The 25,225-nt window shown below is 68.9% G+C and carries 22 protein-coding genes and 1 tRNA gene; 13 read left to right on the top strand and 10 right to left on the bottom strand.

Translation table 11 applies throughout. From position 1 onward, the window contains the following. Nucleotides 1–154 precede the first annotated feature (154 nt). Nucleotides 155–4,282, top strand: a complete 4,128-nt coding sequence (locus tag FFF93_RS12385) for a DUF4011 domain-containing protein (protein WP_186372158.1) — start codon at nt 155–157, stop codon at nt 4,280–4,282. Between the two features lie 53 nt (nt 4,283–4,335). Here FFF93_RS12385 and FFF93_RS12380 read toward each other — a convergent pair whose 3' ends face one another. The 3 genes from FFF93_RS12380 to FFF93_RS12370 form a co-directional block, all read right to left on the bottom strand. After that, on the bottom strand, nt 4,336–4,908 hold the full coding sequence (locus tag FFF93_RS12380; RefSeq protein WP_261375111.1) for a Flp pilus assembly protein CpaB: 573 nt from the start codon (nt 4,906–4,908) through the stop codon (nt 4,336–4,338). 302 nt (nt 4,909–5,210) lie between these two features. Further along, the gene (locus FFF93_RS12375; protein WP_138768645.1) at nt 5,211–5,462 is read right to left on the bottom strand and encodes an FmdB family zinc ribbon protein; all 252 of its coding nucleotides are present in this window, start codon (nt 5,460–5,462) and stop codon (nt 5,211–5,213) included. A gap of 108 nt (nt 5,463–5,570) precedes the next feature. Then, nucleotides 5,571–6,200 carry a 5-formyltetrahydrofolate cyclo-ligase gene (locus FFF93_RS12370; protein WP_138768646.1) on the bottom strand — a complete coding sequence of 210 codons (630 nt, stop codon included), beginning with the start codon at nt 6,198–6,200 and terminating at the stop codon, nt 5,571–5,573. Between the two features lie 109 nt (nt 6,201–6,309). Here FFF93_RS12370 and galU point away from each other — a divergent pair, with 109 nt between their 5' ends. The 6 genes from galU to FFF93_RS12340 all read left to right on the top strand — a co-directional run bounded on the left by galU (nt 6,310) and on the right by FFF93_RS12340 (nt 10,801). Beyond that, nucleotides 6,310–7,215, top strand: coding sequence for a UTP--glucose-1-phosphate uridylyltransferase GalU (galU, locus tag FFF93_RS12365; protein ID WP_138768647.1), 906 nt, complete (start codon nt 6,310–6,312; stop codon nt 7,213–7,215). Nucleotides 7,216–7,219: 4 nt separating this feature from the next. Then, nucleotides 7,220–7,840 (top strand): GNAT family N-acetyltransferase, encoded by a 621-nt coding sequence (locus FFF93_RS12360; protein WP_138768648.1) that lies wholly within the window; start codon nt 7,220–7,222, stop codon nt 7,838–7,840. A 144-nt stretch (nt 7,841–7,984) separates the two neighbouring features. Then, nucleotides 7,985–8,932: a hypothetical protein gene (locus FFF93_RS12355; RefSeq protein WP_186372157.1), complete on the top strand. Its 948-nt coding sequence runs from the start codon at nt 7,985–7,987 to the stop codon at nt 8,930–8,932. Nucleotides 8,933–9,011: 79 nt separating this feature from the next. Further along, nucleotides 9,012–9,812 carry an SDR family oxidoreductase gene (locus FFF93_RS12350; protein WP_138768649.1) on the top strand — a complete coding sequence of 267 codons (801 nt, stop codon included), beginning with the start codon at nt 9,012–9,014 and terminating at the stop codon, nt 9,810–9,812. A 47-nt stretch (nt 9,813–9,859) separates the two neighbouring features. Next, nucleotides 9,860–9,932: transfer RNA gene (locus tag FFF93_RS12345), tRNA-Ala, on the top strand. 323 nt (nt 9,933–10,255) lie between these two features. Then, nucleotides 10,256–10,801: a hypothetical protein gene (locus tag FFF93_RS12340; RefSeq protein WP_138768650.1), complete on the top strand. Its 546-nt coding sequence runs from the start codon at nt 10,256–10,258 to the stop codon at nt 10,799–10,801. A 127-nt stretch (nt 10,802–10,928) separates the two neighbouring features. Here FFF93_RS12340 and FFF93_RS12335 read toward each other — a convergent pair whose 3' ends face one another. Beyond that, on the bottom strand, nt 10,929–12,443 hold the full coding sequence (locus tag FFF93_RS12335) for an LCP family protein (RefSeq protein WP_261375110.1): 1,515 nt from the start codon (nt 12,441–12,443) through the stop codon (nt 10,929–10,931). A gap of 221 nt (nt 12,444–12,664) precedes the next feature. Next, the gene (locus FFF93_RS12330; protein ID WP_138768652.1) at nt 12,665–12,841 is read right to left on the bottom strand and encodes a CsbD family protein; all 177 of its coding nucleotides are present in this window, start codon (nt 12,839–12,841) and stop codon (nt 12,665–12,667) included. Nucleotides 12,842–13,142: 301 nt separating this feature from the next. Between FFF93_RS12330 and FFF93_RS12325 the strand changes: the two genes are divergently transcribed. The 3 genes from FFF93_RS12325 to FFF93_RS12315 all read left to right on the top strand — a co-directional run bounded on the left by FFF93_RS12325 (nt 13,143) and on the right by FFF93_RS12315 (nt 15,838). Beyond that, complete coding sequence (locus FFF93_RS12325; RefSeq protein ID WP_138768653.1) at nt 13,143–13,739, top strand: hypothetical protein; 597 nt, start codon at nt 13,143–13,145, stop codon at nt 13,737–13,739. A 152-nt stretch (nt 13,740–13,891) separates the two neighbouring features. Beyond that, nucleotides 13,892–15,484 carry an ABC-F family ATP-binding cassette domain-containing protein gene (locus tag FFF93_RS12320; protein WP_138768654.1) on the top strand — a complete coding sequence of 531 codons (1,593 nt, stop codon included), beginning with the start codon at nt 13,892–13,894 and terminating at the stop codon, nt 15,482–15,484. A gap of 24 nt (nt 15,485–15,508) precedes the next feature. Further along, the gene (locus FFF93_RS12315; RefSeq protein ID WP_138768655.1) at nt 15,509–15,838 is read left to right on the top strand and encodes a hypothetical protein; all 330 of its coding nucleotides are present in this window, start codon (nt 15,509–15,511) and stop codon (nt 15,836–15,838) included. A gap of 41 nt (nt 15,839–15,879) precedes the next feature. Here FFF93_RS12315 and FFF93_RS12310 read toward each other — a convergent pair whose 3' ends face one another. The 3 genes from FFF93_RS12310 to FFF93_RS12300 form a co-directional block, all read right to left on the bottom strand. Then, the gene (locus FFF93_RS12310) at nt 15,880–17,541 is read right to left on the bottom strand and encodes an AarF/ABC1/UbiB kinase family protein (RefSeq protein ID WP_138768656.1); all 1,662 of its coding nucleotides are present in this window, start codon (nt 17,539–17,541) and stop codon (nt 15,880–15,882) included. 68 nt (nt 17,542–17,609) lie between these two features. Next, on the bottom strand, nt 17,610–18,605 hold the full coding sequence (corA, locus tag FFF93_RS12305; RefSeq protein ID WP_138768657.1) for a magnesium/cobalt transporter CorA: 996 nt from the start codon (nt 18,603–18,605) through the stop codon (nt 17,610–17,612). Nucleotides 18,606–18,623: 18 nt separating this feature from the next. Continuing rightward, nucleotides 18,624–19,151: an Lrp/AsnC family transcriptional regulator gene (locus tag FFF93_RS12300; RefSeq protein ID WP_138770392.1), complete on the bottom strand. Its 528-nt coding sequence runs from the start codon at nt 19,149–19,151 to the stop codon at nt 18,624–18,626. A 175-nt stretch (nt 19,152–19,326) separates the two neighbouring features. Between FFF93_RS12300 and FFF93_RS12295 the strand changes: the two genes are divergently transcribed. Next, nucleotides 19,327–20,568, top strand: a complete 1,242-nt coding sequence (locus FFF93_RS12295) for an MFS transporter (protein ID WP_138768658.1) — start codon at nt 19,327–19,329, stop codon at nt 20,566–20,568. Nucleotides 20,569–20,993: 425 nt separating this feature from the next. On the opposite strand, the gene FFF93_RS12290 is transcribed toward FFF93_RS12295, so the two are convergent. Continuing rightward, complete coding sequence (locus FFF93_RS12290) at nt 20,994–21,500, bottom strand: Lrp/AsnC family transcriptional regulator (protein WP_138768659.1); 507 nt, start codon at nt 21,498–21,500, stop codon at nt 20,994–20,996. 132 nt (nt 21,501–21,632) lie between these two features. Between FFF93_RS12290 and FFF93_RS12285 the strand changes: the two genes are divergently transcribed. Continuing rightward, nucleotides 21,633–22,796: a PLP-dependent aspartate aminotransferase family protein gene (locus FFF93_RS12285; protein WP_186372156.1), complete on the top strand. Its 1,164-nt coding sequence runs from the start codon at nt 21,633–21,635 to the stop codon at nt 22,794–22,796. Here the strand turns inward: FFF93_RS12285 and FFF93_RS12280 are convergent. After that, on the bottom strand, nt 22,793–24,121 hold the full coding sequence (locus tag FFF93_RS12280) for an MFS transporter (protein ID WP_138768660.1): 1,329 nt from the start codon (nt 24,119–24,121) through the stop codon (nt 22,793–22,795). The genes FFF93_RS12285 and FFF93_RS12280 overlap by 4 nt on opposite strands. A 92-nt stretch (nt 24,122–24,213) precedes the next feature. Between FFF93_RS12280 and FFF93_RS12275 the strand changes: the two genes are divergently transcribed. After that, nucleotides 24,214–25,197, top strand: a complete 984-nt coding sequence (locus FFF93_RS12275; RefSeq protein ID WP_138768661.1) for a LysR family transcriptional regulator — start codon at nt 24,214–24,216, stop codon at nt 25,195–25,197. Nucleotides 25,198–25,225: the final 28 nt, after the last annotated feature.

The following is a 25,225-nucleotide window of genomic DNA, read 5'->3' as shown; positions in this document are numbered from 1 at the left end:
TTGCTCGGAAGCGACTTGCCCCACGAATTTGACCCGCGCCAGTGTTGCGGCCCGGCACTGACGCCTGATTCGGGCTACCCTCGAAAGCATGCCGGTATGGTCCAGGGCGTCCCGCGCGAACTCAGAAACCGTGAGCACAGAAAAGAAGGCAGAAGTGTCAGTTGGTCAAGGCCACCCCGAGGGCTCCGAGGAGTTCAGGAAATGGCTGTCGGGTCTCAAGCCCGTCACCGGAGCAGACACCATGCTGCGTTTCACGAAAACGCCCGAAGGCTCCATTGACCTGACGCACGCCCATCCCTCCGGCCTGGCCCAGTTGATGGCCGGGCGCCGGACCCGCCTGTCCACCCTGATCCGGGACCGCCAGCAGTACGTCGTCGCGGCGCGCGCGTCGCGCAACCTCCGCTCCAAGATCTTCGAGCTCGCCAACGACCGGGGCATCGACGCCGGCTACCTCTCGGCCGGAACCGTCGTCTGGACCTCCGCCGTCGGCGGCAAGCCCCAGCGCGTGTCCGCGCCGGTCATGCTCACCGCCGTTTCCCTGACCGTCCGCCCCGGCGAGGACGACTACGAACTGCAGCTCACCGAACAGGCCCGGATCAACCCCGCCCTGATCCGGCACCTGAAGACCATCCACGGGATCGTCTTCGACGTCAATGCAGTGACCCGGATGGCCTACAGCACGGCCCGGTACGACCCGCAGCCGGTCCTGGACCGCCTTGGCACCCTGATCCAGTCGATCCACGGCGCGGACATCGAGCACAACCTCCTGGTCTCCACGTTCGCCGACCTCTCCGGGAACCTGGACGACCCCTGGATCAACCAGCACAACCCGCTCGTGGCCGCGCTCGGACGGGCCGCCGCCGGCACTCCGGTGGATGTCCCCGAGCTCAAGGAAGGGCGCTTCCCGAGCACCGATGAACGCAGCCCGGCCGACGAACTCCTGCTGCTCGACGCCGACACGGACCAGCAGTATGTCGTGGACGCCGTCCGTGCCGGTGACTCCCTGGTGGTCAGCAGCCCGCCCGGGACCGGCCAGACGCAGACCGCCATCAACACCATCGGCGCCCTCGTCGACGAGGGCAAAAGCGTCCTGGTGGTCGGCGACCGGCGGGCCAGCCTCGGTGAGATCTCGGCCCAACTGGAGTCACTCGGGCTCGAGTCGCTGCTCGTCCAACTCGCCGGCAACTCCACGCCGCTGCAGCTCAAGGGCCAGCTGGTCCGGGCGATCGTCCGGAACGAAAAGTCGCTGGAACCGCAGCTGAAGAACCTGCACTCCACGCTGACCGAGCACCGGCACGCCCTCATGGACCACGTCGCATCCCTGCACAACGTGCGCCAGCGCTGGGGGTGCTCGCCGTACGAGGCCATGCAGTCCCTCGCGGCGCTGACCGCCATCCACCCGGCGCCGGCCACCACGGTCCGGCTCAAGCGCAGCGTGCTGGACAGCATCCGGGACCGCGAGGAACTGGCAGGACGGCTCCGCCGCGCCGCCGAGCTGGGCAGCTTCAGCCGCGCCTCGACCATGAGCCCGTGGCACGGCGCCCGGCTGCTGACCCGCAAGGAGACCCAGGAAGCCCAGCAGGTGGCCCGCTCCGTCGCGGAAAAACTCCCGCAGCTGCGCGAACGCATGAGCGGCGTCGCCGAGCACGCGGAGATCCGGCTCGGCGAAACCTTCGCCGAGTGGGGCGACCAGATCGACCTGCTCGTCGCGGTCCGCGAAAGCCTGGACAAGTTCACCCCGGACATCTTCGACCGGCCGGTCCACGACCTCATCTCCGCCACCGCCCCGTCCGCGTGGCGCCGCGAGCGGAACATCGATATGCCCTCGATGCAGCGCTCCCGGCTGCGCCGCGTGGCCAAGGAGTACGTCCGGCCCGGTGTGCACATCGCGGACCTCCACAGCTCGCTGGTGCTGGTCCAGGACCAGCGGGCCACCTGGGCCGAGTACGCCACCACCCAGCGGCACCCGGCCGTGCCGTCCGGGCTCGCCGAGATCACGGCCCTCTACCGGGAGCTGGAGGCCGAGCTGGCTGAGCTCGGTGCGGCCGTGCGGCACACCCGCGCCGGGGGAGCCGTGCACGAGACCCCGTACAACGAACTGGTCGAGCGACTGGAGCGGCTGGTCGCGGACACCGGCACGCTGGAAACGCTGCCCGAGCGGACGCTCCTGGTGGAGAACATGCGCGAGCACGGCCTGGGCGAACTGCTCGCCGACCTGGCCGAGCGCGAGGTGCCGGCCGAGTCGGTGGCGGCGGAGCTTGAGCTGGCCTGGTGGCAGTCCGCGCTGGAAGCCATGATCAGCGGGGACGACTACCTCGCCATGTCCGACGGCGATGCGCTGCGCCAGCTCGAGGCGGAGTACCGCCTCGCGGACAACGCCCACATCGCCAGCGGCGCGGCCCGGCTGCGCTGGAAACTGGCCGAACGCTGGCGTGCCGCCCTGACCGAGCACCCCCGGCAGGCCGAGCTGCTGCGCAGCCTGCTGAAGGACGGACGGGTCACGCCGGCGGCGCTGACCGCGCAATCGCCCGAGCTTGTGCCCAGACTGGTGCCGGTCTGGTCCGTCAGCCCGTACCTGCTGACCACCCTGCTGCCGGCCGAGCAGCGCTTCGACGCGGTGGTGATCCTGGACGCCGAGGCGACATCCCTGCAGGCTGTACTGCCCGCCGTCGCCCGGTCCCGGCAGGTCATCGCGTTTGGCGACGACAAAATCGCCAGCCCGCGCAGCTTCTCGGTGGGCGTCGAGCGGCTCGCCGCCGGCGAGAACCCGCACCAGCGCGTGGACAGCGCGTACCAGGCCCTGACCGCGGTCCTGCCGGTCTGGAAACTCAGGACGGTCTACCGTGCCGTCGACGAGGACCTCGTGCGGCAGCTGAGCAAGGGTTTCTACGCCGGCGAACTCCGCCGTCTTCCCGAGGGCCAGTCCGCCACCGGCCTGGACCGGGCACTGACGGTGGAATACCTGCCGGACGGGACCGGCCTGCCGAGTGCGGACCACGACGGCGTCGAATCGGTCGTCGCCGAGGTGAACCGTGTGGTGGAACTGGTCTTCGAGCACGCACGGCTCCGGCCGCGCACCTCGCTCGCCGTGGTCACCGGAAGCCTGCGGCACGCGGCCCGGATCGGCGAGGCCATCCGGCTGCAGCTGCCCAACTACCCGCTGCTGGGCAGCTTCTTTACCGCCGGAGACGAGTCCTTCCGCGTGGTGGACCTGGAGCGGGCGCAAGGCCTGGTCCGGGACCGCGTCATCTTCTCGCCCGGTTACGGCCGCACCCCCCACGGCCGCGCGCTGCACAGCCTCGGCCCGCTTTCGGCCGACGGCGGCCGCGCCAAGTTCGCCCTCGCGATGACCCGGGCGCGGCGGTCGCTTCACGTGCTCAGCTGCTTCCGCCCGGAAGACCTGGACGTCAGCCGGCTCAGCCACGGCGCGGTGGACTTCTACGAGCTCCTGGACCGCGAAATTGCCGGCAACTCGGATCTGGGCAGCCCGGCATCCCGGGCCGCGGCCAGCGAACAAGCCCTGGGCGCCGACCCGCTGGTGGCAGACCTCGGCGACCGGCTCCGGGCCCGCGGGGCGCGGGTCTGGCACCAGTACGACGGGGTCCTCGACATGGTGGCCGCGGCAGACCCGATGCACACGATCGGGCAGGACGACGCCGAGATTCCCAGCCCGGTGGCCATCGAGTCCGACGGCACCGAGCGGTACCGGCGGATGAGCGTGCGTGAGCGCAGCCGTCTCCGTCCGCAGCTGCTGGAGCGTATGGGCTGGCGCTACATGCCACTATGGACCATAGAGGTGTTTACGGATCCGTCGGCTTGCGCGGACCGGATCGGCGGCTACCTCGGCCTGGAGAAGCCCGTGGCAGCCAGCCGCTTGCGCAGCTCGCCGGGCTTTTCCGACGACATTGAAAACCTGAGCGTCGAGGACGGGCGGCACAGCTACGGCGGATCCGCCGCGGCGCCCCAGGGGTGGTCCGCGGACGGTGACCGCGGGCAGGAAACAGCTATAGGCAACAAGGAGGCCGGCGGCATGAGCGCAGACGGCGACAACCAGAACAACAACACCCGCGGTGGCGACCGGGACCAGAGCGTTGCAGACGCGACGTCTCCGGATGTCCCCGCCCGGGAAGCGGTGCCGGCCGAGATGCGGCAGCGATCGGCCGCCGAGGGAGTGCTGCCCAACAAAGCCGCAGAGGACGATCCCCGGCGCTGGGGCGACCAGCCCGGCAGCTATGACCATGACGCCTGGTTGCAGGAACAAAAGCCTCCGCACTGGGGCTGAACACCCCGCGCACCCGGGCTGACCGCTCCGGTGCCCTGCCATCCTGCTACCTGCTACCCGGACCCGGACCCGGACCGGGACCCGACCAGGACAAAGAACAACTTGCCCTGCGTGGATGCCCCGGCGAGTCGCCCGGCCTGGTCCGGGTCTGCCGCCACCACGATCAGCCCGTCGGTTTCTGCGGTGTCGAGCCACTGGCCGGCCCTGCCGCCGCGGGCGGAAGTCCACAGCACCGGAACCGCCGAGGCGAGCAGCTGGGACGGCGCGGCCTGCTCCGGGCCGCTGCCGCTGGTCATCACCACATTGATGAGCTGGCCAGGGGAGACCAGTTGGATGGAGGCGGGGTCGGCCATCCGAAGCGGCACGGCGGCCGCGCCCGGCGGGCTGCCGGCCAGCAGCCCCGGTCCGACAAGTAGGGAGTCCGCCAGGAGCTGGCCCTTCCGAAGGGCAACGGCGAGCTGTTTGCCCTCCATTACGGTCTGGTCGGGGGTGCCGCCGGGGAGTACCCCGGGCGGGACCTGGATGGCGACGAGGTCGGAAGGTGCCAGCACCCTGCCGGCCGGGAGATCCTTGGCCGCGGCCCACGCCGAAACAGTTGCATCCGGTGCGGGCGTCAGTTGCTGCACCCCCAGTCCGGTGGCGAGGCACAGCAGGAGGGCGACCGCTAGCCTCCGGTTGCGCCGGAGCCAGCCGCGGAGTCGCCTCCTCGGTTGGTCTTTACGGACACCTCCGGGCCCAAGGGCGGCGCGGGCCGGCCGGGACCGTGGGGTTGCGAGCGGTGGGCGGAGACTGCGGGCCATGGCACCACGCTAGGGCCGCCCCGCGCGGCGGGGCAGTCAAGGGCTTGGCCATGTGGATAACACGTAGCGGGAACACCCGCAGGGGACGGCATAAAGGCCGAGCGCGCCGGGTACCGGCGTCGGCGGACCTAGCTGGCGGCGGCGGAAGCCGAAGCGGCGGGTGCTGCCGGGGCGGCTGCAGGGGCCACAGCGCTGCCCTTGGAGTCGCGGGAATCGGTCCGGTAAAAACCGGATCCCTTGAAGACGACGCCGACGCTGTTGAACTTCTTGCGCAGGGTCCCCTCGCACTCGGGGCAGGACGTCAGCGAGCTATCCGTGAAGGACTGCACGATCTCGAAAGCGTGGCTGCAGTCCTTGCAAGCGTATGCATACGTGGGCACTGGGTTCCTCCTCTGGGACAAACGAGCAGGTCCCGGGCTGCTTGCCGAAAACTTCGGCGTTAGCAGTCGCAGGGCCTGAGTGCCAATTCTATCACCCGGCGGGCGTGCCTAGGGTAGCGCGGAAAGCCGGCGGAGGCCTCCCGGGGTCAGCGCGGCGGCAACCTTCCGGTCGAAGGATTCCACGGGAATGCTGCCGGCGGCCAACACCTCTGGGTCGTACACGATGGCCGCTGTCGGCAGCGGACCGGCCCCGGACACCGGGACGCCCCACGGCAGGTCCGCGAGGGCGGCCAGGAACTTGTCGTAGTAACCCCCGCCCTGGCCGATCCTGTTGCCGTCGCGGTCCAGGGCCGTGGCCGGCAGGAAGATCCCGGCCACGCCGAGCATGACGGAGGTATCGAACCGGGCGCCGACAGGCTCCTGGATGGGGGCGTATCGGCTCCGGACAAACTCGGAGGCCGGGGTCCAATACACCCAGCTCAGCACCAGGGCCGGTTCGCAGACCGGAAGCAGTACCCGGTGGCCGGCGTCGTGCAGCGCGGCCAGAAGGGGCAAGGTGGGAGGTTCGGAGCCGACGCCGAGGTAGGCCGCGAAGGTGCGCTTCCCGCCGTCGGCCAGCCCGGATGCCCAGGCGAGCCCGTGGCGGGCGATTGCCGCTCCGGCGGCGTCCAGCTCGGACTGAGAGAGCCCGGCCCGGCCCTGCCGGTGGCGGGAGCGGATCTCGTCCTTGGTGCTCATGTGCGGGTGTCCTTTCGGCCGGGCGGCGCCGTCTGGCTGGGCGGCCGCGGCAGCCTTGCCGGCGGGGGACAATTACCTGAAGATTTGACCCCTCCGCTAGATTAGTCGAGTGATTACACCCAACGCCTCCGTTCGCAAGGCCGTCATCCCCGCAGCGGGCCTCGGCACCCGTTTCCTTCCCGCCACCAAGGCGATGCCAAAGGAAATGCTGCCCGTCGTGGACAAGCCTGCCATTCAGTACGTCGTCGAGGAAGCCGTCAACGTGGGCCTCAATGACATCCTGATGATCACCGGACGCAACAAGCGGGCCCTTGAGGACCACTTCGACCGCGTGCCCACCCTGGAGGCAACGCTGGAGGCCAAGGGTGACACCGCCAAGCTGGAATCCATCCAGGCCGCCAGCAACCTCGGCGACATCCACTACGTCCGCCAGGGCGACCCGATGGGCCTCGGCCACGCGGTGCTGCGTGCCAAGCAGCACGTCGGCCACGAACCGTTCGCCGTCCTGCTCGGTGATGACCTCATCGACGCCCGCGACGAACTGCTCAGCACCATGATCGAGGTCCAGGCCAAGACCGGCGGCTCCGTCGTCGCCCTGATCGAGGTCAACCCCTCCCAGATCAGCGCGTACGGCTGCGCCGACGTCGAGGCCGTCGAGGGCGAGGAATACGTCCGGATCAAGCAGCTCGTGGAGAAGCCCGACGTCGACGAGGCGCCCTCCAACCTGGCCATCATCGGCCGCTACGTCCTGCACCCGGCGGTGTTCGAGGTCCTCGAGCGCACCGAGCCCGGCCGCGGCGGCGAAATCCAGCTCACCGACGCCCTCCAGGAACTCTCCGCCGGCGAGGGGGAAGGCTACGGCGTGTACGGCGTGGTCTTCCGCGGCCGCCGCTACGACACCGGGGACAAGCTCAGCTACCTCAAGGCCTGCGTCCAGCTCGCCTGCGACAGCGAGGACCTGGGCCCCGGCCTGCGCGACTGGCTGCCCGGGTTCGCCTCCAGCCTGACCAAATAATCCCGTGGGGGGCAGCTTCGCCTGGCCGGTGACACTGGAGTGCGGCGACATTGTGCTGCGCCCGATCCGGTACCGGGACCGCAAGGAGTGGAGTGAACTGCGGGCCCGCAACGAAAAGTGGCTGGCCCCCTGGGAAGCCTCCAACCCGGTACCCGGCGGCGGGCTGCCCGACTACCGGCAGATGGTGCGCTCGCTCAAGGCGCAGGCCGCCCAGGCCACGGCGCTGCCCTTCGTCATCGCGGCCTGGACCCCGGGCTTCAAGGAACCCGTGATCGTGGGGCAGCTGACGGTCTCCTCGATTGTCTGGGGTTCGGCCATGATGGCCACGCTCGGGTATTGGGTGGACCAGGACCGCGCGGGCCAGGGCATCGCCCCGACGGCTGTGGCGATGGCTACGGACTACTGTTTCCGTACCCTGGGGCTGCACCGAATGGAAATCAACATCCGCCCGGAAAACCGTCCCAGCCTGCGCGTGGTGGAGAAACTCGGGTTCCGCGACGAGGGATACCGCCCGCGTTTCCTGCATATCAACGGGCAGTGGGCGGACCATCGCAGCTTCGCTTTGACAGCGGAGGAAGTGCCCGAGGGGCTCCTGGCGCGGTGGCTGGAAAACCGCCCGGCGTAGCCGCCGGAAACCCCCGCCTGACCAGCGCTTTCGTCGTAATTCCAGTGTTTTGGCAGTTGCCTTGCGACACACCGCCGGCAATGCCGCCTGCTGTGCCGTCTTGCTCATACGGTTTTGATTGTGGACTTCCCTCTTAGCAGCTCAGTGATCCTTGTCATTGCTGTTGCGCTCTGGATCGTATGGGTGGCTCCCTACATGCTCCGGAACGGCCACCCCCAGCTGCAGCCGGCAGCCGAGCTCCTAATGGATGCCGCCGACGTAGGAAAAGCAGACCCCCAAGCCGGATCCGTCATGACGATGGCGGCCCCGCAGGAGAAATCGATGACGAGTACGCAGCGCCCCGAGTCCGCTCCGGGTTCCATGAAGCCCGACGGCGACCGGAAGCCGGCAGCGGCCGGCCCGGCATTCCGGATCCGTTACGGTCGGCTGGTGCTTGCCCTGGCCGGACTGCTCTCGCTGCTGACCGCCGTCGTGTCCGCCGCCTTGCGGCTCTTCGGTCTGGGCTCGGGCTGGCTTGCCGTCTTCACCTTGCTCGGTGCGGTCCTGGCCGTCGTGGTGCTGCGCAGGTTTGCCGTCCGGGACCGCCGGCGGAAGCTCAATGCCGCGTTCCGCTCGGCCATGGGCGCTCCGGCGCACCGGGCGTCCGCGGCGCCGGCCGCTGACCGGGCCGATTCGGTCCGTGCCGCGCTTCCGGCGAAGGAAAGCCCGCTGTTCGACGCCGAAGCCGGCGCCGCGGCACCCAAGCCAGCCCCTAAACCCCTGACGGCCGATGAACTGCGCCAGGCCGCGCTGGCCGAGGCCGCCGCATCCGGCGATACCTCGGTCCGCCGCGTCGGCGATCCAGGCTCCGCCGAGGGCTCCAGCTGGGAGCCCGTGGAGGTGCCGAAGCCGACCTATGTCGAGGCGCCCAAGGCCGAACGCGCCGCTCCGCAGCCGCTGGACCTGCCGGAAGCCCCGAAGGCGGTGGGCAAACCGTCGCTCAAGCAGGCCACCGTGCGCCAGCCGGAGACCGCCGCGGAATCGAAGCCGCTGGGCAAGGGCCAAAGCGCGCTCAGCAACCTTGACGACGTGCTGCAGCGCCGCCGCGCCTGACCCTGAACTTCCGCCCCGGACAGCCGTTATTTGGGCTGCCCGGGGCTTTTTGTTGCCCGCGGCAGGTAGCCTGAGGCGCATGACGAGAATCTGCGTTGCCGGGGGAACCGGACAGGTGGGCCGTGAAGTGGTGCGCCAGGCTGTCGCCGGCGGGCACCGGGTGGCCGTGCTCAGCCGCAATCCGCCAGCGCCGGGCACGGCCGGGCACGTCGACGGCGCTGAATACTTCCGCGGCGACGTCACCACAGGGGAGGGGCTGGCGGCGGCGCTGGCCGGCGCCGACGTCGTCGTCGATTGCCTTGAGGGGCTCACCGGCAAGGCGCGGAAGAATTTCGCCGCTGGCGGCGCACGGCTGTTGGCCGCAGCCCAGGACGCCGGCGTGGAGCGGGCGGTGCTGCTCTCAATCGTCAACTGCGACCGCAGCAGCGTCGGCTACTACCGGTCCAAGGCGGCGAAGGAAAAGGTCTATGAGCAGTCCGGGCTCGAGACCCTGGTGCTCCGCGCCACGCAGTTCCATTCCCTGCTGGCACGCGTCTTTGCCGCCGGCGCGAGGATCCGGCTGGTTCCCGTGGTGAAAGGAGCCCGGTTCCAGCCGATCGCCCACTCCGAAGTGGCGGCTGCCCTGTTGGCGGCGGCGCTGGAAACCCCTTCCGGCGTCCGGCATCGCCTCCGGACCATCGGCGGTCCCGAGATTGTGGACATGCGCGAGCTGGCAGGCTCCTGGCAGCGGGCAACGGGTGCGCGCGGGCGCCAGGTGGAATTGCCGCTGCCCGGAGGGATGGGCAGGTACCTGCGGGCGGGCCTGAATCTGGTACCCGAAGAACGACACGGCACGCAGACATTTGAGGGCTGGCTGGCAATGCAGGCGGATAGTTTGTAGCCTAGGAACGTTGATAGCGCCGTTCCCCTCGGGAGCGGCGTTGTTGCGGGGCTATAGCTCAGTTGGTAGAGCGCTTCGTTCGCATCGAAGAGGTCAGGAGTTCGAATCTCCTTAGCTCCACAGTTTGCAGGGGTTTTTGAATCCCCGCCGCCCGGAATGCAACTCACCGCAACGCTGGGGCCCGTGCTACCGCTCCCCACCCCTTCCCCTGGCTCTTGAGCTGCCGGGCAACCCACCTTGGATGCGCCCGGACTATTTCTTCTCCGAGGTAAACGCGAGGTGAACAGGACCGCAGGATCCCCGCAAGAACGCTGAATACCGCAGGGGACTATGCCTACGTTGGTTGTGGGCGTTCGGCGAGTCCGAACATGCGATGAGGCAGCCGCAGCCTGATCCGAGAAATATCCAATGAGCAATCAAGACGAGAAATTCCGGAGGTCTCTATGCCTATTCTGACCAGCTTTGCGGCCAGCAAGTTCCTCATCACCTCGGTGACCGCGGGTGCGGTCGCCCTCGGCGGCGGCGCAGCAGCCTTCACGAGCATGACCACCGTCGACGGCGGCAGCCAGCCGACGGTTACGGCCCCCGCGCCATCTGAGACGCCTTCGGAAACCCCGGCGCCCGCCCCGACTACCTCGGCGTCGGCCCCCGCCGCTCCAAGTCCGGCCGCTTCAGCGCCGGCCAGTGAAACGCCGGAAGCCGGCGAAGGCGACAAAGCCGGAGAAGATGCCGTGGACGCGGAGGGAACTGAGACAGACGGAGGCGACGCCGAAGCCGCGAAACCGGCCGCGCCGGCGGCGGAGCCCGTCCAGACCCAGCCCGCCGCAGCCGCTGAATCCTCGGAAGACAAGTCGGAAGACAAGGAGGTCTCCGAGCATGCAAAGACTCGCCACGATGAGGGCCTTCAGCGGGGCCGTGCGGACCAGCATGGCCACGACAACAGCCGGCGCGGGGACCATCGCGAAGGGTCCGACCGCTCCGGGCGCTAACAACTGACACGTCAGGGAGGCCTTGGGGGCCCTCCCTGACGTGTGTTCGCATCGCGGCGCGCCAGCACACCCCTAGGAGGGCGGAGGCCGGCCTATCCGCTCCAGCAGGGTCCGGCGCCCCAGTTGCTTAGCCTCCCTGGCTGGTGGCCTGGCAGGTTTGGTCGTTTGCCGTCTGGGAGACCGCGCCGTCGGCATTCGACGCCGGGGCTGACGGCTTGGCGCCCGCGGCGAAGTCCTGGCCGGCGTAGAGCTGGACACCGTGGACGCCGGCTACCTGCTGGACGCTCGCGGGCGGCAGGCCGAACAGTGCAGCGACGTCGGAGGCCACATCGGCGAAGCCGGCGCCGTAGTAGACCATGGTTTGCGGCCGCGGCTGGGCCTGAATCCGGGCAAGTTTGGTGAACCCGGCCCCAGTGAGGAGCGCCCCGATCTCGCTGCTCCTGCCGGGCAGGTTGGTGCCGTTGGCAACGGTGACCGGTTGGAGGGCCTTGTCGTAGGCCGGAGCCGCGGGCGCGCTGGACGCCTCGGCCGGTGCGTCCGACGACGGCGCAGGCTGGGACAGATCGGGGCTGCGGCGCAGGGCAGCAAAGAGATTTGAGGCGGCGGGCTCGTCCAAGCTCAGCCGGTTGGGATCGGAAGCGGCCGGCACGGTCGGCGCGGTGATGAAGTTAACCTTGGCCGGGTCGATGTTCTTGAGCCGCCCGGCAAGGGTCAGCATGGTCGGGACGGACGCCAGCCCGTCGTCGACCGTGAGATTCTTGGTCATGGTGTCGGCAATGCCCAGGACCTTTTGGGGATCGCCGAGGGTGCCGTCGGCCTTGAGCTTCCTGGTCAGCGAAGCCAGGAAGGACTGCTGGGCTTTGATCCGGCCAAGGTCCCCGCCGTTGGCAAACGCGTGACGGGTCCGCAGGAAAGCCAGGGCCTGCTCGCCCTGGACCTGGGAGGTGCCCTTGGGGAGGCGGAGGCCGGAATCGGGGTCGTTGACGGCGGAATCGACACAGACATCAACGCCGCCGACGGTGTTGGAAAGTTCCTTCACGGCGTTGAAGTCGGCCATCATGAAGTGGTCCACTTCGAGCCCGGTGAGCTTGTTCACCGTGTCCACGGCACAGCCAATCCCAGCGTCTGCCATGGCGCTGTTGATCATGACCCCGGGACGGGCCGCATGATCCTGGTTGGTCGCGCGGTCCCGGCAGGCCGGGACGTCCACCAGCAGGTCCCGGGGGAAGCTGACGACGTTGACGTGATTGTTGTCCGCCGAGATGTCCAGCAGCATCATCACATCGGATTGGCCGTAGCCAGAGGAATCGGCCGCGGACCCGTACTGTCCGTTCTTGCCGCTGCGGGTGTCGCTGCCCAGGACGAGGATTTGCAGCCGGTCCTTGCTGTCGTCGACGGGACCTTCGGTCCGCACACCACCGGCGCCCAAGGCCGAGGTGCTGATGTTGGACTGAAGCCGCCAAAGCCAGTAGCCGCCGAACGCGACAACAGCGACCAAGAGCGCTACAGCGACGATGCCGGAGACTTTGAGCCAGCGCGGACGCCGCCGGCAGGGGTGATTAAGGCTGCTTTCAACCAGAGTGCCATGCCCGGGGTACAGGGCGGGCGTGCCGGTTTCCCGGCCGGGCAAATCGTGACGCAATGGGGCTACCTCTCCGGGGACGTGCGGACCCGGCCATGTTACTGACTGTTGCTGGGAAGCAACCCAGCAACACCCTATGCGGGGCCTCAGCATCGCCCAGGCATGTCATGATCCGGCAACGAGCGGTTCTCAGCCCGGGGGGTCGATCTCTTGGCGCAGGACCGTCGGGGCACAGCGAAGGGCACACCATTTTTATGGTGTGCCCTTCGGTTGGGTACAGGCTAGTCCTTCTTAAAGGCGTCCTTGACTTTTTCGCCGGCCTGCTTCAAATCACCTTTGGTCTGGTCAGCTTTGCCTTCGGCACGAAGGCTTTCGTCGCCCGTTGCGCTTCCGGCCGCTTCCTTGCCCTTGCCGCCAGCCTTCTCGGCAGCGTTCTGAATCTTGTCACCTAGTCCCATGCTGTTTCCTCCTCAGGTTGGCGGCCAATCGATCCGACCGCAACCTCATCATAAGCATGCTTACTGTGAGGATTTCAAGTAGTAAATGGTCCAGACAGGCCCGGAGCCCCGCCTCGGGTTGTGGTTGGTCCCTGCTGGGATATTTCCCAGGAGCCTGTCGATGTCCGTGTTTTTGCCAAGGAATTCCGCAGGAAAACCCATTCCGCCCCCGACCGCACTTTCCGTTCGGTAACGTTGCGCGCGGCTGGTTGTGTGGGAACGTCCGCCGACCTCAATGTAAACACTCTGGAAGGATCACCCCTTGGCAGGAATCTTCACCTGGCTCAGCGCCCTTGGCACCGCGGGCAAGGCCACCGTTGTCGCCGCCGTCGTAGTCACCGGCGGTGCCGGCGCCGCAATGGCTGCCACTGCAACCGAACTCGTCTCCGAGCCGACCGCTACCGTCACTCCAGACCCGACGGCCACCGCCACCCCGACGGCGGATCCCACGGTTGCGCCCACCGAGACTGCCCCGGCCCCGGCCCCGACCGAGACGACCCCGGCCCCGGCCCCGACCGAGACGACCCCCGCCCCGGCCCCAACCGAGACGACTCCGGCGCCGGCCCCGACCGAGACGACCCCCGCCCCGGCCCCGACCGAGACCGCACCTGCCGGCGATGACGAGGCCGGCGAGGCCGACGATCAGGAAAAGGGCGAATCCTCGGAGGGCGGCAACAGTGCCTGGGCTCACGAGAACGCCGCTGAGCACCGCGCGGCCGGTCTCGCCAACGCTGCCGAGCACCGCAGCGAGCACGCCGCCACCCCCGCCGTGCCTTCCTACGGCGAAAAAGCAACCCAGTCGGTACCTGCAGTCGCACCGAAGGCCGCACACAACCGGTCAGGCAAGTCCGACCGGTAGAGCAGTCCGCACGGAAGGCTCCGCACCGCTTCGCGCGGTGCGGAGCCTTTTTCGCATCCGGCGGGGGAGTTTCATCGGTCCGGTCTCGTCCGGTTGCCCCGCCGGTTCACGATAGTCTGAAACGGAACCCCGCCCTTGAGAGGACAGCATTAGTGAGCCTGATTCGGCTGCATGACGTCAGCGTCCGCTTCGACAACACCCAGATTCTCCGCGAGGCGTTCTTCCGGCTCGAACCAGGGGACCGGCTGGGCCTGATCGGCAAGAATGGATCCGGCAAAACCACCATCCTCAAACTGATCCTCGACCAGGTGGCTCCGGACAGCGGCACTGTCAGCATCGAACTCGGGACCAGGGTGGGCTACTTCTCCCAGTTCTCCGAGCTGAACGGCGACTCGACCATCACCGAGGTCCTGGACGGCCTTTTCGTCGAAATCAAGGCCCTGGAGACCGAGCTTGCCGCCATCGACGCCGCCATCGCCGGAGACCCGCCCGCCGACGAGCTGGACCGGCTGATCGGCCGGCAGGCTGCGTTGTTTGAGGACATGGACCGGCTCGACGGCTGGGACTACCCGCGGCGCATCGACACCGTGCTGACCACCCTGGGCTTCGACGACGGCCACCGCCACTGCGCGATCGACTCGCTGTCCGGCGGCTGGCGCAACCGCGCCGCCCTGGCCAAGATCCTGCTCGAAGGCCCGGACGTGCTGCTGCTCGACGAGCCCACCAACTTCCTTGACGTGGCCGGCGTCGAATGGCTGGAGAACTGGTTCCGCGACTTCAAGGGAGCGGCCGTGATCGTCTCGCACGACCGGACGTTCCTCGATTCCGTCGTCACCCGGATCATCGAGGTGGAGAACTACCACCTGCACGAATACCCCGGAAACTTCGGCGAATACGTGGTCCAGAAGCAGTTCCGGCTCAAGACCCTCGAGCAGCAGTTCGTGCACGAATCCGAACTGCTCGCATTTGAGGCCGAGGGGATTGCCGACCGCCGCGAAGCCGCCAAGGCCGCCGGCCGGGGGCTGGGCAACCAGCTGGCCAAAATCAAGAAGTCCCGCACGCCGCGCCCCGTCGACCAGATCGTCACCGAGATCTACGGCGGCCTGCACGTCAAGGACGTGCTGTGCCGGGTGGAAGGTCTGGGCAAGGCCTACGGCGAAAAACTCCTGTTCGAGGACTTGAGCTTCGAAATCCGCAAGGGCAACCGGATCGCGGTGCTCGGCGCCAACGGCAGCGGGAAGTCCACCCTGCTGAAGGTCCTGACCGGCGAGGAACAGGCCGATTCGGGCGCGGTGGCGTGGGCCAAGGGCCCCGGCTTCGTTTCCTACAACCGGATGCTGGAAGAGCTCGACGACGGCGACACCGTGTCGCACGCGGTCAACGCGCTCCCGGACAGCCTGGCCTTCAGCGCCACGAAGAAGTCCGTCAACCGCTTCCTGGCGATGTTCCAGTTCTCCGAGGCCGACCTCAAGCAGAAGATCGGCAACCTCTCCGGCGGCCAGAAGGCACGCGTGGCCATGGCGCAGTGCCTGCTCTCCGGCGCCTCGGTGCTCCTGCTCGACGAACCCACCAACCATCTGGACCTCTCCAGCACCCAGGTGATGGAGCGCGCGCTGCTGCATTTCCCCGGCGCCGTCGTTGTGGTCAGCCACGACCGGTTCTTTACCGAAAAGATCGCCACCCGCCAGCTCATTTTCGGCGCGGCAGGTGCCGGGCCCGGCGAGGTCGGGCAACGGGCCGCCTAGGCACCAGCGCGGGATAATAGGACTATGGCCGAACAGCGGCGCGAACACGACTCTGATCCGTGGGAGGAATTCGACCGGCTCGAACCGGCCGCGCAAGACCGCGTCGGCGGCTACCCGGGCGGTGAACCTCTCGGTTTTGGCTTCCGCACGGGCGTGCGTAGCGCCCGCGTCGCCTTCGGTTTCGCCGTGTACGCCCTCGTCCTGGGGAGTGTGCTGGTCACGCTCGGGGCGATCTACTTCATCGGCCATGCGCAATGGCTCTGGCTCGGGTTGATGGGCTTGATCGAGACCTGCTTTGTCCTGGCCTTCCTCCGCCTTGTGGCCCTGGCCCGCAACCGCCGCGGGGCGCGCTAGCTGTACTTCCCACAGCGAGGCGCTTACCGCGGGGCGCTGGTTCAGCTCCGCCGGCGGTGCCTGGAGGTGACGGCCAGATAACCGCCCAGGGCGCCGACCCCGCCAAGGCCCGCAGTGACGAGGGCCTTCGGCCAACCGCGCCAACGCTCCGGCTGGACGGACACGAGCTCGCCCACGGCGCCGATCAGTGCCGCGGTGATCAGCCCCGCCACTACCCGGTTGCCGGTCCGTTCGGCCTTGTCCAGCAGCCGGTCCAGCTCGTCCGCCCGGAAGTGGACGTCCAGGCCGCCGCGTTCCAGGACCTCGAGCAGCCGGCGGGCCATTTCCGGCGCCTCCGTCCCGAACTGCAGAGCCTCCCAGCCGAGCTTTTTCAGCCTCGACGCCAGCGCCTCCGGGGACAACGATCCGAGGAGGATCCTGCGCGTGAAGGGTGCCAGCTGGGCGGTCAGCTCGAACCCGGGATCCAGCTGCTTGCCGAGCCCGTCCGCCATGATCAGCATCTTCACCAGCAAGGCCGTCTCGCGCGGCAGCCGAAGCCGGTGCGCGCGCAGCAGTCCCGCCAGTTCGGTCAGCACCGGGACGATCGGCACCTGCGCCAGCGGCCGGCCGGCGTACCGCCCGACGAGGCGGCCCAGCGACGCCTGCAGGCCGCTGGCGTCGGCGGCCTCCGTGGCCCCGCAGAGCTGCACCATGGCGGTGGTGAGCCGTCCGGCGTCCTGTTCGACGACGGCCAGCAGCACCCGGACCAGGTTCCAGCGTGCCGTGTCGCTGATCTGGCCCACCATCCCGAAGTCGATGATGCCGAGGCGTCCATCCGGCTCCACGAAGAAGTTTCCCGGATGGGGGTCGGCGTGGAAGAAGCCGTCCTCGAACACCATCTTGAGCAGGATATTGCAGGCCTCGACGGCGAGCCCGCCGGCGTCGATCCCCGCCGCGCGCAGGGCCCGGACGTCGTTGACCTTGATGCCGCGGACGCGCTCGAGGGTCAGGACGCGGGAGGTGGTGGTTTCCCAGAAGACCCGGGGGATATGGACGCGGCTGTCGCCGGCGAAATTCTCGGCGAACTGCTCCGCGTTCCGGGCCTCCTGCAGGTAGTCCAGCTCCGCGCGCATGGTCTGGGAGAACTCGTCCACCAGCGCGGAAACGTGGAAACCGGCAATGGCCGCCGACGCCTGCTCGGCCCGTTTGGCGAGCTCGGCCATGATCTCCAGGTCCTCATTCACCTGCGCCACCACGCCCGGACGCCGCACTTTCACGACGACTTCGTCGCGGCCGCCGGCCTGTTCGACCGTCGACTCGTGCACCTGGCCGATGGAGCCGGTGGCCAGCGGAACGTCCTGCAGCGATACCAGCAACCGGTCCGCGCGGGGCCCGAGCTCCTCGGCGATGACGGTGCGGATCTGCTCGGCCGGCACGGGCGGCGACGCGTCCTGGAGCTTCGCCAGTTCGGCGGCATATTCCGGCGGGAGCACATCCGTGCGGGTGGAGACGATCTGGCCGAATTTGATGTAGACCGCCCCCAGGTCCTCCAGCGCCAGCCGGATCCGTGCCGGCAGCGGCACTACGGCGGCGTCGGGAAGAAGCGGAGACGGGCGGCCGGGCACGTGCAGCCGGTCCAGGCCCAGATGGCCGAGTGCGAAGCCCAGCCCGTGCCTGCTCAAGGTCTCCACGATGTGCCGGAACCGGTCCCGCCGCGCGCTCATGACGCCAGACTACACGGGGCGCCGGGCGCGCTTGCCGTGCGGAAAGCTGTGCCGCGCCTCGGGGCCGGCTAGAGCCAGCCCTTCCGTTTGAAGATGCCGTACATGATCGTCGCGGTGGCCGCCATCAGGCCGATCGCCATCGGGTAACCGTAGGTCCAGTGCAGCTCGGGCATGTTGTCGAAGTTCATTCCGTACACGCCGGCGACAAAGGAGGGCGCGAAGAAAATCGCGGCCCAGGAGGAGATCTTCTTGACCTGCTCATTCTGTTCCGCGCTGGCCTCGTTCTGGCGGTTGGCGGTCAGGGTGCCGTCCAAGGTCAGTGCGTTCTGCAGCAGGTCGCGGAAGGAGTCGGCGCGCGAGATGAGACGCTCGACGTGGTCCTCGACGTCGCGGAGGCTGTGCTGCAGCTCGGTGTCCACCTGGTACTTCTCGAAGCCCCGGCGAAGCTGCTGCATCATGGCCGGCAACGGGTGGATCGCGCGCTGGAAATGGATGACCTCGCGGGCGAGCTCATAGATACGCCGGGACACCAGCGGGTCGCCGCTGAAGAGCTGGTCCTCGATCTCGTCGATGTCGTTCTCCAGGCCGGCGACCACGGGGACGTAGTCGTCCACCACCTGGTCCATCAGGGCATAGAGGACCGCTTCCGGGCCGTGGCACAGCAGGTCCGGGCGGTGCTCCAGCCGGCGCCGGACCAGGCCGACGACGGCGGTCTCGGCGTGCCGGACGGTCACCACGAAGTTCCGGCCCGTGAAAACGTGCAGCTCGCCGAACTCCACCGTTTCGGATTCGTCCAGGTACCTGGCCGGCCGGAGCACGGTGAACAGATTATCGTCGTAGCGTTCGAGCTTGGGGCGCTGGTGCGCGGAGATCGCATCCTCCACGGCCAGGCCGTGCAGGTCAAATTCAGCGGCGACGGCGGCCATTTCCTCTTCCGTCGGCCGGTACAGGCCGATCCAGGCCATGCCCCCGTGCTCGGCCAGGGTCTCAAAGGTTTGTTCCAGGCTGCCCGGCTCGGCGCGGCGGACGCCGTCGACGTAGACGGCGTTGTCAATGATAGTCACCGGCCCATTATCCAGTCTTTAGCCGGGTTCCGCGGCACCGGGCCGGCGCGCGGCGGACCGGCCGGGGGCCAGTGCGCTGCCCTGCGCCAGCCGGCTGATCAGCGGTTCCGTGCGGTACGGGATGTGGGTGTGCAGGGCGAGCACGGTTTCGGTGCGGATCACGCCCTTGATCCGCAGGATGGAGCGCAGCGCGGCCTGGAGGTTGTGCGTGTCGGTGGCGACCACCCGGCACCAGACGTCGCCACGGCCGGAGATTTCGTGGACCTCAAGGACCTGGGGGATGAGTCGCAGGGCCCCCACCACGCCGTCGAGTTCGCGGTGGTTCACCTCGATCGTCACGAAGGCGACGACGTCGTACCCCACCGCCTCCAGGTCGATTTCCCGGCCGCCGTCGTGCAGCAGGCCCGAGCGCAGCATTCGGCGGACCCGCGACTGAGCGGTGTTCCGGGCGATGCCCAAGACATCGCTGAGTTCGCCGATCTGGATCCGCGGATCCTTGATCAGTTCCAGCAGAATCTTGAGATCGGTGGGGTCAAGACTGTTCAAATCGTCACTCCGGTTCACGCTGACAGGCTCCGATTGATGGATATGCTCAATTTTGGCACAGAACTTGCCCCGAAAGCTCACCCGTGTCGCATTCTGGAGGTACCAATCTTCACCGGGTCGGCGCCTCCCCACAGGGAACGCGCGCGGCCCGCTTCAATGCAGCAGGGGCACCGCCATGACCGTCTTCAGCGAACTTCGCATGCGCCCGGCCACGGCAGAACGCTGGGGCTGGGACGCTTCCGTCACCGCACGGCTGGTGATGGCCGGCGTCGTGATCTTCACGCTGCTCGTCGGCGCCAACCTCGCGACCCCGCTGTACCCGCTGCTGCAGGCCAAGCTGGGCATTACAGCCCTGGACATCACGGTGGCCTTCTCCGCCTACGTGCTGGCGCTCGTGGCGACCCTGATCCTCGCCGGTCACTGGTCGGATCACATCGGCCGGCGGGCGGCGCTGGTGCTGGCGGTGCTGGTGGGCCTCGCCGGCGGCTTCGTCTTCGCCACTGCGGACGGCATGCTGGCGCTGTGCGCGGGCCGGGCCTTGCAGGGGGCGGCGGTGGCGCTGGCCACCGGCGCAAGTTCCGCTGCCCTGCGCGAGCTGCTGCCCAGCCGGCCGGAGTGGGCCTCGCGGTTCACGTTGCTGGCCTCCGCCGGCGGCGTGGCGGCCGGGCCGGCCATCGGCGGGATGCTCTCCATCCTTCCGGGACCCACCTCCACGCCGTATTACCTGCACTCGGTCGTCCTGCTCGCGCTGCTGGTGCCGCTTTACCTGCTCAAGGCGCGGCCCGCCATCACCTCGGTCGCGGGTCCGCAGCCGCTGAAGGTCCTCGCGCCACGGCGCCCCTCCGTGTCCAGCGAGGCGCGGGGGGCGTTCTGGCTCGCCTCGGCCGTGGGGTTCCTCAGCTTCGCCGTCTTCGGTTTCTGCCTTTCGCTGGCTCCGGGCTACTTCGCCCAGATCGTCCACGCGGACTCGCGTCCGCTGATCGGGCTGCTCGCCGGGCTGACCCTGGCAGCCTCCGCGCTGAGCCAGTTGCTGGCCGTGCGCGGCCGCTTCGTGGTGCCCGCGGGGTTGTCGCTGTTGGCCGTGTCCGTACTGCTGATCGCGGCGGCCGCGGCCTGGAGCAGCCCATGGCTGCTGATCGCCGCCAGCATCACCGCCGGGCTGGGCCAGGGCGTCTCCTTCCGCACCGTCTTCAACGACGTTGCCGGCAAGGTGGAGGCGTCCCGCCACGCCCAGATCATCAGCACCGTCTACGTGATCACGTACCTCGGCAGCGCCTTCCCGGTGATCGGGCTCGGTCTGGCGGCCGGCGCCTTCGGCCTGCAGGCGGCCGTGTCGGGCTTCGTTGTGCTCTGCGCCGTCTTCTCCCTGGGCCTGGCAGCCGTCACGCTGCGGAACGCCCTGCGAGCGCGGGTCTGAGCACCTGGCTGGGGGCGCCCGGCGCCATCCGCGGCCAGCAGGACTGAGCCGAGCCCAATCGCCGGGGTGAAGGATGGGCATGTCCCACCGGACCGGCACGAGGAGTGGGCATGCTCGTCGGACCGGCACGAGGAATGGGCATGTCCCACCGGACCGGCACGAGCAATGGGCATGTCCCACCGGACCGGGCGAGGAATGGGCATGTCCCACCGGACCGGGCGAGGAATGGGCATGTTCGTCGGCCGGCTGGGGACATGTCCTGTGCTGGGCGCGAGCAATGGACATAGTGCTGCTATGCCCACCCGCCGGCACGAAGGATGGGCATGTCCTACCAGCCCCGCACGAAGAATGGGCATGTCCCACCGGATCGGCATCGGAACCACACCCATCACCCGGGTACAACCAACGCCCTGCGCGCGCGGCGGCTAGTCCGGCAGCGGCCCGTGGTTGCCCTGGATGTGGTCGAAGACCAGGGTGGTCTCGGTGTGCCCGACCACCGGATCCGTCGCCAGGTTGTCCAGCACCCAGTCGCGCAGGTCCTCGGTGGTGGCGACGGCGATATGCAGCAGGTAGTCCACCGAGCCCGAGGTGTGGAAGGTGGACAGTACGGCGGGCAGTTTGGGAACCCGGGCGGTAAAGCGGTCGATCTGTTCGCGGTCGTGGGCCCGCAGCCGGACGGCGATCAGTGCCTGCACCGACCGGCCTACGGCGGCGAGGCTGAGTTTGGCCTCGAAGCCCTGGATGATCCCGCGCTCGGACAAGGCCCGGGTGCGCATCAGCGCCGTCGACGGGGCAATGCCCACCAGTTCAGCCAGGTGCTTGTTGGAGATCCGGGCGTCCGCAACCAGGGCCGCGAGCAGTCGCTCGTCGATGGCGTCCAGGGGTTCGCTGGTGCTGGCGGTGGGCCGAACATTCTTCGTGGGGCTGCTCACGGATCCTCCTTGATGTGGTGTCAGTTCATCATAAACGGCGCTTTCTGGCAGTTCCATTCACGCCCTCTATAAATCTCCGAATTAGTGCCAGATACTTACCGCATTCAACGGTGAATATTCATAAGGAGTACGGTGCTTTCTCAAGACTCGCTGGCGGTCCACGCCGGCCGCAACGGCCTCACGGAACTCGGCGTCCACGCCGTTCCGATCGATCTGTCCACCACGGCCCCGCTGCCCTCGGTTCACGACGGCGGACTCGCCTACGAGCAGATGGCCACCGGCGGCCCGCACCTGGACGGGCAAAGCACGGTATATCAGCGGCTGTGGAACCCGACCGTCGCCCGGTTCGAGGAGGGCGTCGCCCTGCTCGAGGCTACGGAAGAAGCGGTGGCGTTTGCCACCGGCATGGCGGCCCTGAGCGCGGTGTTGCTCGCCGTCGTCGCCACCGGCAAGAGGCACGTGGTGGCAGTCCGCCCGCTCTACGGCGGCAGCGACCACCTGCTGGCCTCCGGGGTCCTGGGGACCGAGGTCACTTTCACCACGCCCGACGGCATCCGCACGGCGCTGCGCCCCGACACCGGGCTGGTCATCCTGGAGACCCCGGCCAACCCGAGCCTGGAGCTCGTCGACATTGCCGCCGCGGTGGCCGCGGCGGACGGGGTGCCGCTGCTCGTGGACAACACCTTCGCCACCCCGGTACTCCAGCAGCCCTTCCGGCACGGGGCGGCCATGGTGCTGCACAGCGCCACCAAGTTCTTCGGCGGCCACGGCGACGCCATGGGCGGGGTTGTTGCCGTTTCACCGGAGTGGGCCGTCCGCCTGCGCCAGATCCGGGCCATCACCGGCGGCATCCTGACGCCCTGGCCGGCGTACCTGCTGCACCGCGGACTGGCGACGCTGCCGGTGCGGGTGCGGGCGCAGCAGGCCAGCGCCGAGAAGGTCGCGACCTCGCTGGCCGGGCATGAACTGATCCGCCGGGTCTACTTCCCGGGCCTGCCCGAGTGCGATCCCCGGGGCCTGGTCGGAACGCAGATGGCGGGCCCCGGTTCGCTGCTGGCATTTGAGCTGGCCAGTGCCGAACACGCCGAGCGCATCCCGGCTGCCGTCCGCATGATCACTCACGCCGTCTCACTCGGTGGCATCGATACGCTCATCCAACACCCGGCCGGGCTGACCCACCGGCCGGTGGCCTCGGAGGCCAAGCCGCACGCGGCACTGCTGCGGCTGTCCGTGGGGCTGGAGGATGCGGCGGATATCGTGGCGGACTTGTTCCAGGCCCTGGAGGCGACCCGCTAGCGCGCCGCTGTCCGCGTCGGGCCTCCGCCCGCTGCGGCTCTGCCCGCCGTCCCGGCGTTCCCCGTCCCGGCGTTCGCCGCGCCGGCCCGATGCACGACGGCGGTGATGACCGCCGTCGTGCAGGCCAGTCCCATCACCGCGAGGGCCAGGGCTGTCCAGCCCAGGGACTGGAAGAGCAGGCCGCCGGCCCAGCCGATGACGCTGGAGCCCAGGTAATACGCGAGGTTGTAAAGCGAGGCGGCCTGCGCGCGGCCGGTGCTCGCGATCACGCCGGTCCAGCCGGAACCGATGCTGTGGGCGGCGAAGAAGCCGCCGGTAAAGAGCAGTAGGCCGGCCAGGATCAGGCCCAGGAGCGGGGTCAGTGTCAGGGCGAGTCCGGCGACCATGAGGGCCGTGCCCGCCAGCAGCACGTTGCGCCGGCCGAAGCGCAGCGTCAGCCCGGCGGCCCAGCGGGCGGAGACGGTGCCGGAGAGGTAGGCCAGGAAGATCAGGCTGATCAGCGTGGCCGGCAGGCTGAACGGCTCGCCGGACAGCCGGAAGCCGAGGTAGTTGTAGACCGCCACGAAGCCGCCCATGAGCACGAACGCCTGGACGTAGATGGCCAGCAGCCGGGGGTTGCGGCCGTGGCCGGCCAGGGTGGCGAGGGCGCCGCGGAAGCCGCTGGCCGCAGCGGCGGTGAAGTTGCGCGCCGGCGGCACCAGAACCAGGAACAGCGCGGCCGCGGCGGTCGCCATGAGGGAAACTGCCAGCGCCGCGGCACGCCAGCCCCACAGTTCGCCGACCGGTCCGGCGACGAGCCGTCCCGCCAGCCCGCCGAGCGTGGTGCCAGCAACGTAGGTGCCGGCCGCCAGTGCGGCATGGGCCTTGTTGACCTCCTCGTTGAGGTAGGCGATGGCGATGGCCGGGATGCCGCCCAAGGCCATGCCCTCGAACATCCGCAGGCCCAGCAGGACGGGAAAGCTGGGTGCCAGCGGGGCCAGCAGGCCCAGCACTGTGGCCGCGGAGATGCCCCAGGCCATGGCGCGGACCCGGCCGATCCGGTCGGCGAGGAAGGACCACGGAAGCACCGTCACAGCCAGACCCACGGTGGCCAGCGAGATGGTCAGGGCCGCCTCGGCCGCCGTCACCTGCAGTTCCTGGGCGATGATCGGCAGAACGGCCTGGGTGGAATAGAGCTGGGCGAACGTTGCGACGCCGGCGAAGGCCAGACCGGCGAGGATCCGCCGGTAGGCCGCGGAGCCCTTGGGGTGCCCTGCCCAAGCGGGAAGGGTTGCCGTGCCGGCATCTGGTTCGGCAGCGGGATGGCGGAGCGGAAGGCGGGGCATCCCACCAGAATAGGCCTCGCAAAGACATGCTTCCAATGCATGTTTCTTATAGGATCAATAGCAAATACGGAACGATTGAGGAGCGGTGTGCCGTGGACGTGGAGCACAAGCAACTGGTCCAGCTGCTGCCCCTGCTGCCGCTGCTGGCCGAGCTCGGCCGCACCCAGCACATCACCGCCACCGCCGAAGTGCTGGGACTGCCACAGTCCACCGTGAGCCGGGGGATCGCGCGGGCCGGCAGCATCATTGGGACGGAACTGCTGATCCGTGACGGCCGCGGCGTGCGGCTGACCCCCGCGGCCAAGACCCTCCTGCCGCACATCGAGGCGGCGCTGGGCGAATTCCAGTCCGGGCTGGATCTGGTCCGGCACGAGTCCGAGGTGGTGCGCGGGCGGATATCGGTCTCCTTCCAGCACACCTTCGGGGAAGCGATGCTGCCGCTGCTGATCAGCGCATTCCGGCAGCGGCATCCCCAGCCAGCCTTCCACCTCAGCCAGGGCGCGCGGGACGGCTGCCTGGCCGAACTGGCAGCGGGGGACGCGGACCTCGCCTTGACTGCCCCCATAGCGGCGCCGAGCCGGTTGATCTCCTCGGCCGCCCTGTACCGGGAACCGCTGCGGCTGGTCGTGCACCACTCGCACCCGCTGGCCACGCGCCGCCGCGCCCGGCTCGCGGACATCAGGCACGATCCGTTCGTGGCGATGGGGCCCGGTTACGGCATGCGCTCGCTGACGGACGCACTGTTCCGGGAGGCGGGATTCCGGCCCCGCATCGCCTTCGAAAGCCAGGACTCCCACACCGCGCGGGGCCTCGTCTCGGCCGGCCTCGGCGTCAGCATCCTCCCGCCCGGCGGCCTGGCCCCCGGCCGCCACACCCCGGGGCAGTCAGGCGACCTGGGCTGGGTGGAGCTTGCGCTGGAGTCCGGCCTGGCCTTCCGGGAGATCGGCTTGGCCTGGCGGGAACGGCGCGGGGGAGCGGACGCCGAACCGGATCCGGTTCGGCTGTTCCGGGAACTGGTGCTCAGCGAGGGCCCGGCGCTGCTTGCCGGCTTCGTCCGCGGGCGCTCCGGCAACTGAACGGATCCGCCCGTCGTCGCCGGAGTCC

It is taken from the genome of Arthrobacter sp. KBS0702, from assembly GCF_005937985.2.
In the GTDB taxonomy this organism is placed as follows: domain Bacteria; phylum Actinomycetota; class Actinomycetes; order Actinomycetales; family Micrococcaceae; genus Arthrobacter.
The sequence above is the reverse complement of the archived record's forward strand: the minus strand, read 5'-3'. Positions and strand labels throughout refer to the sequence as shown.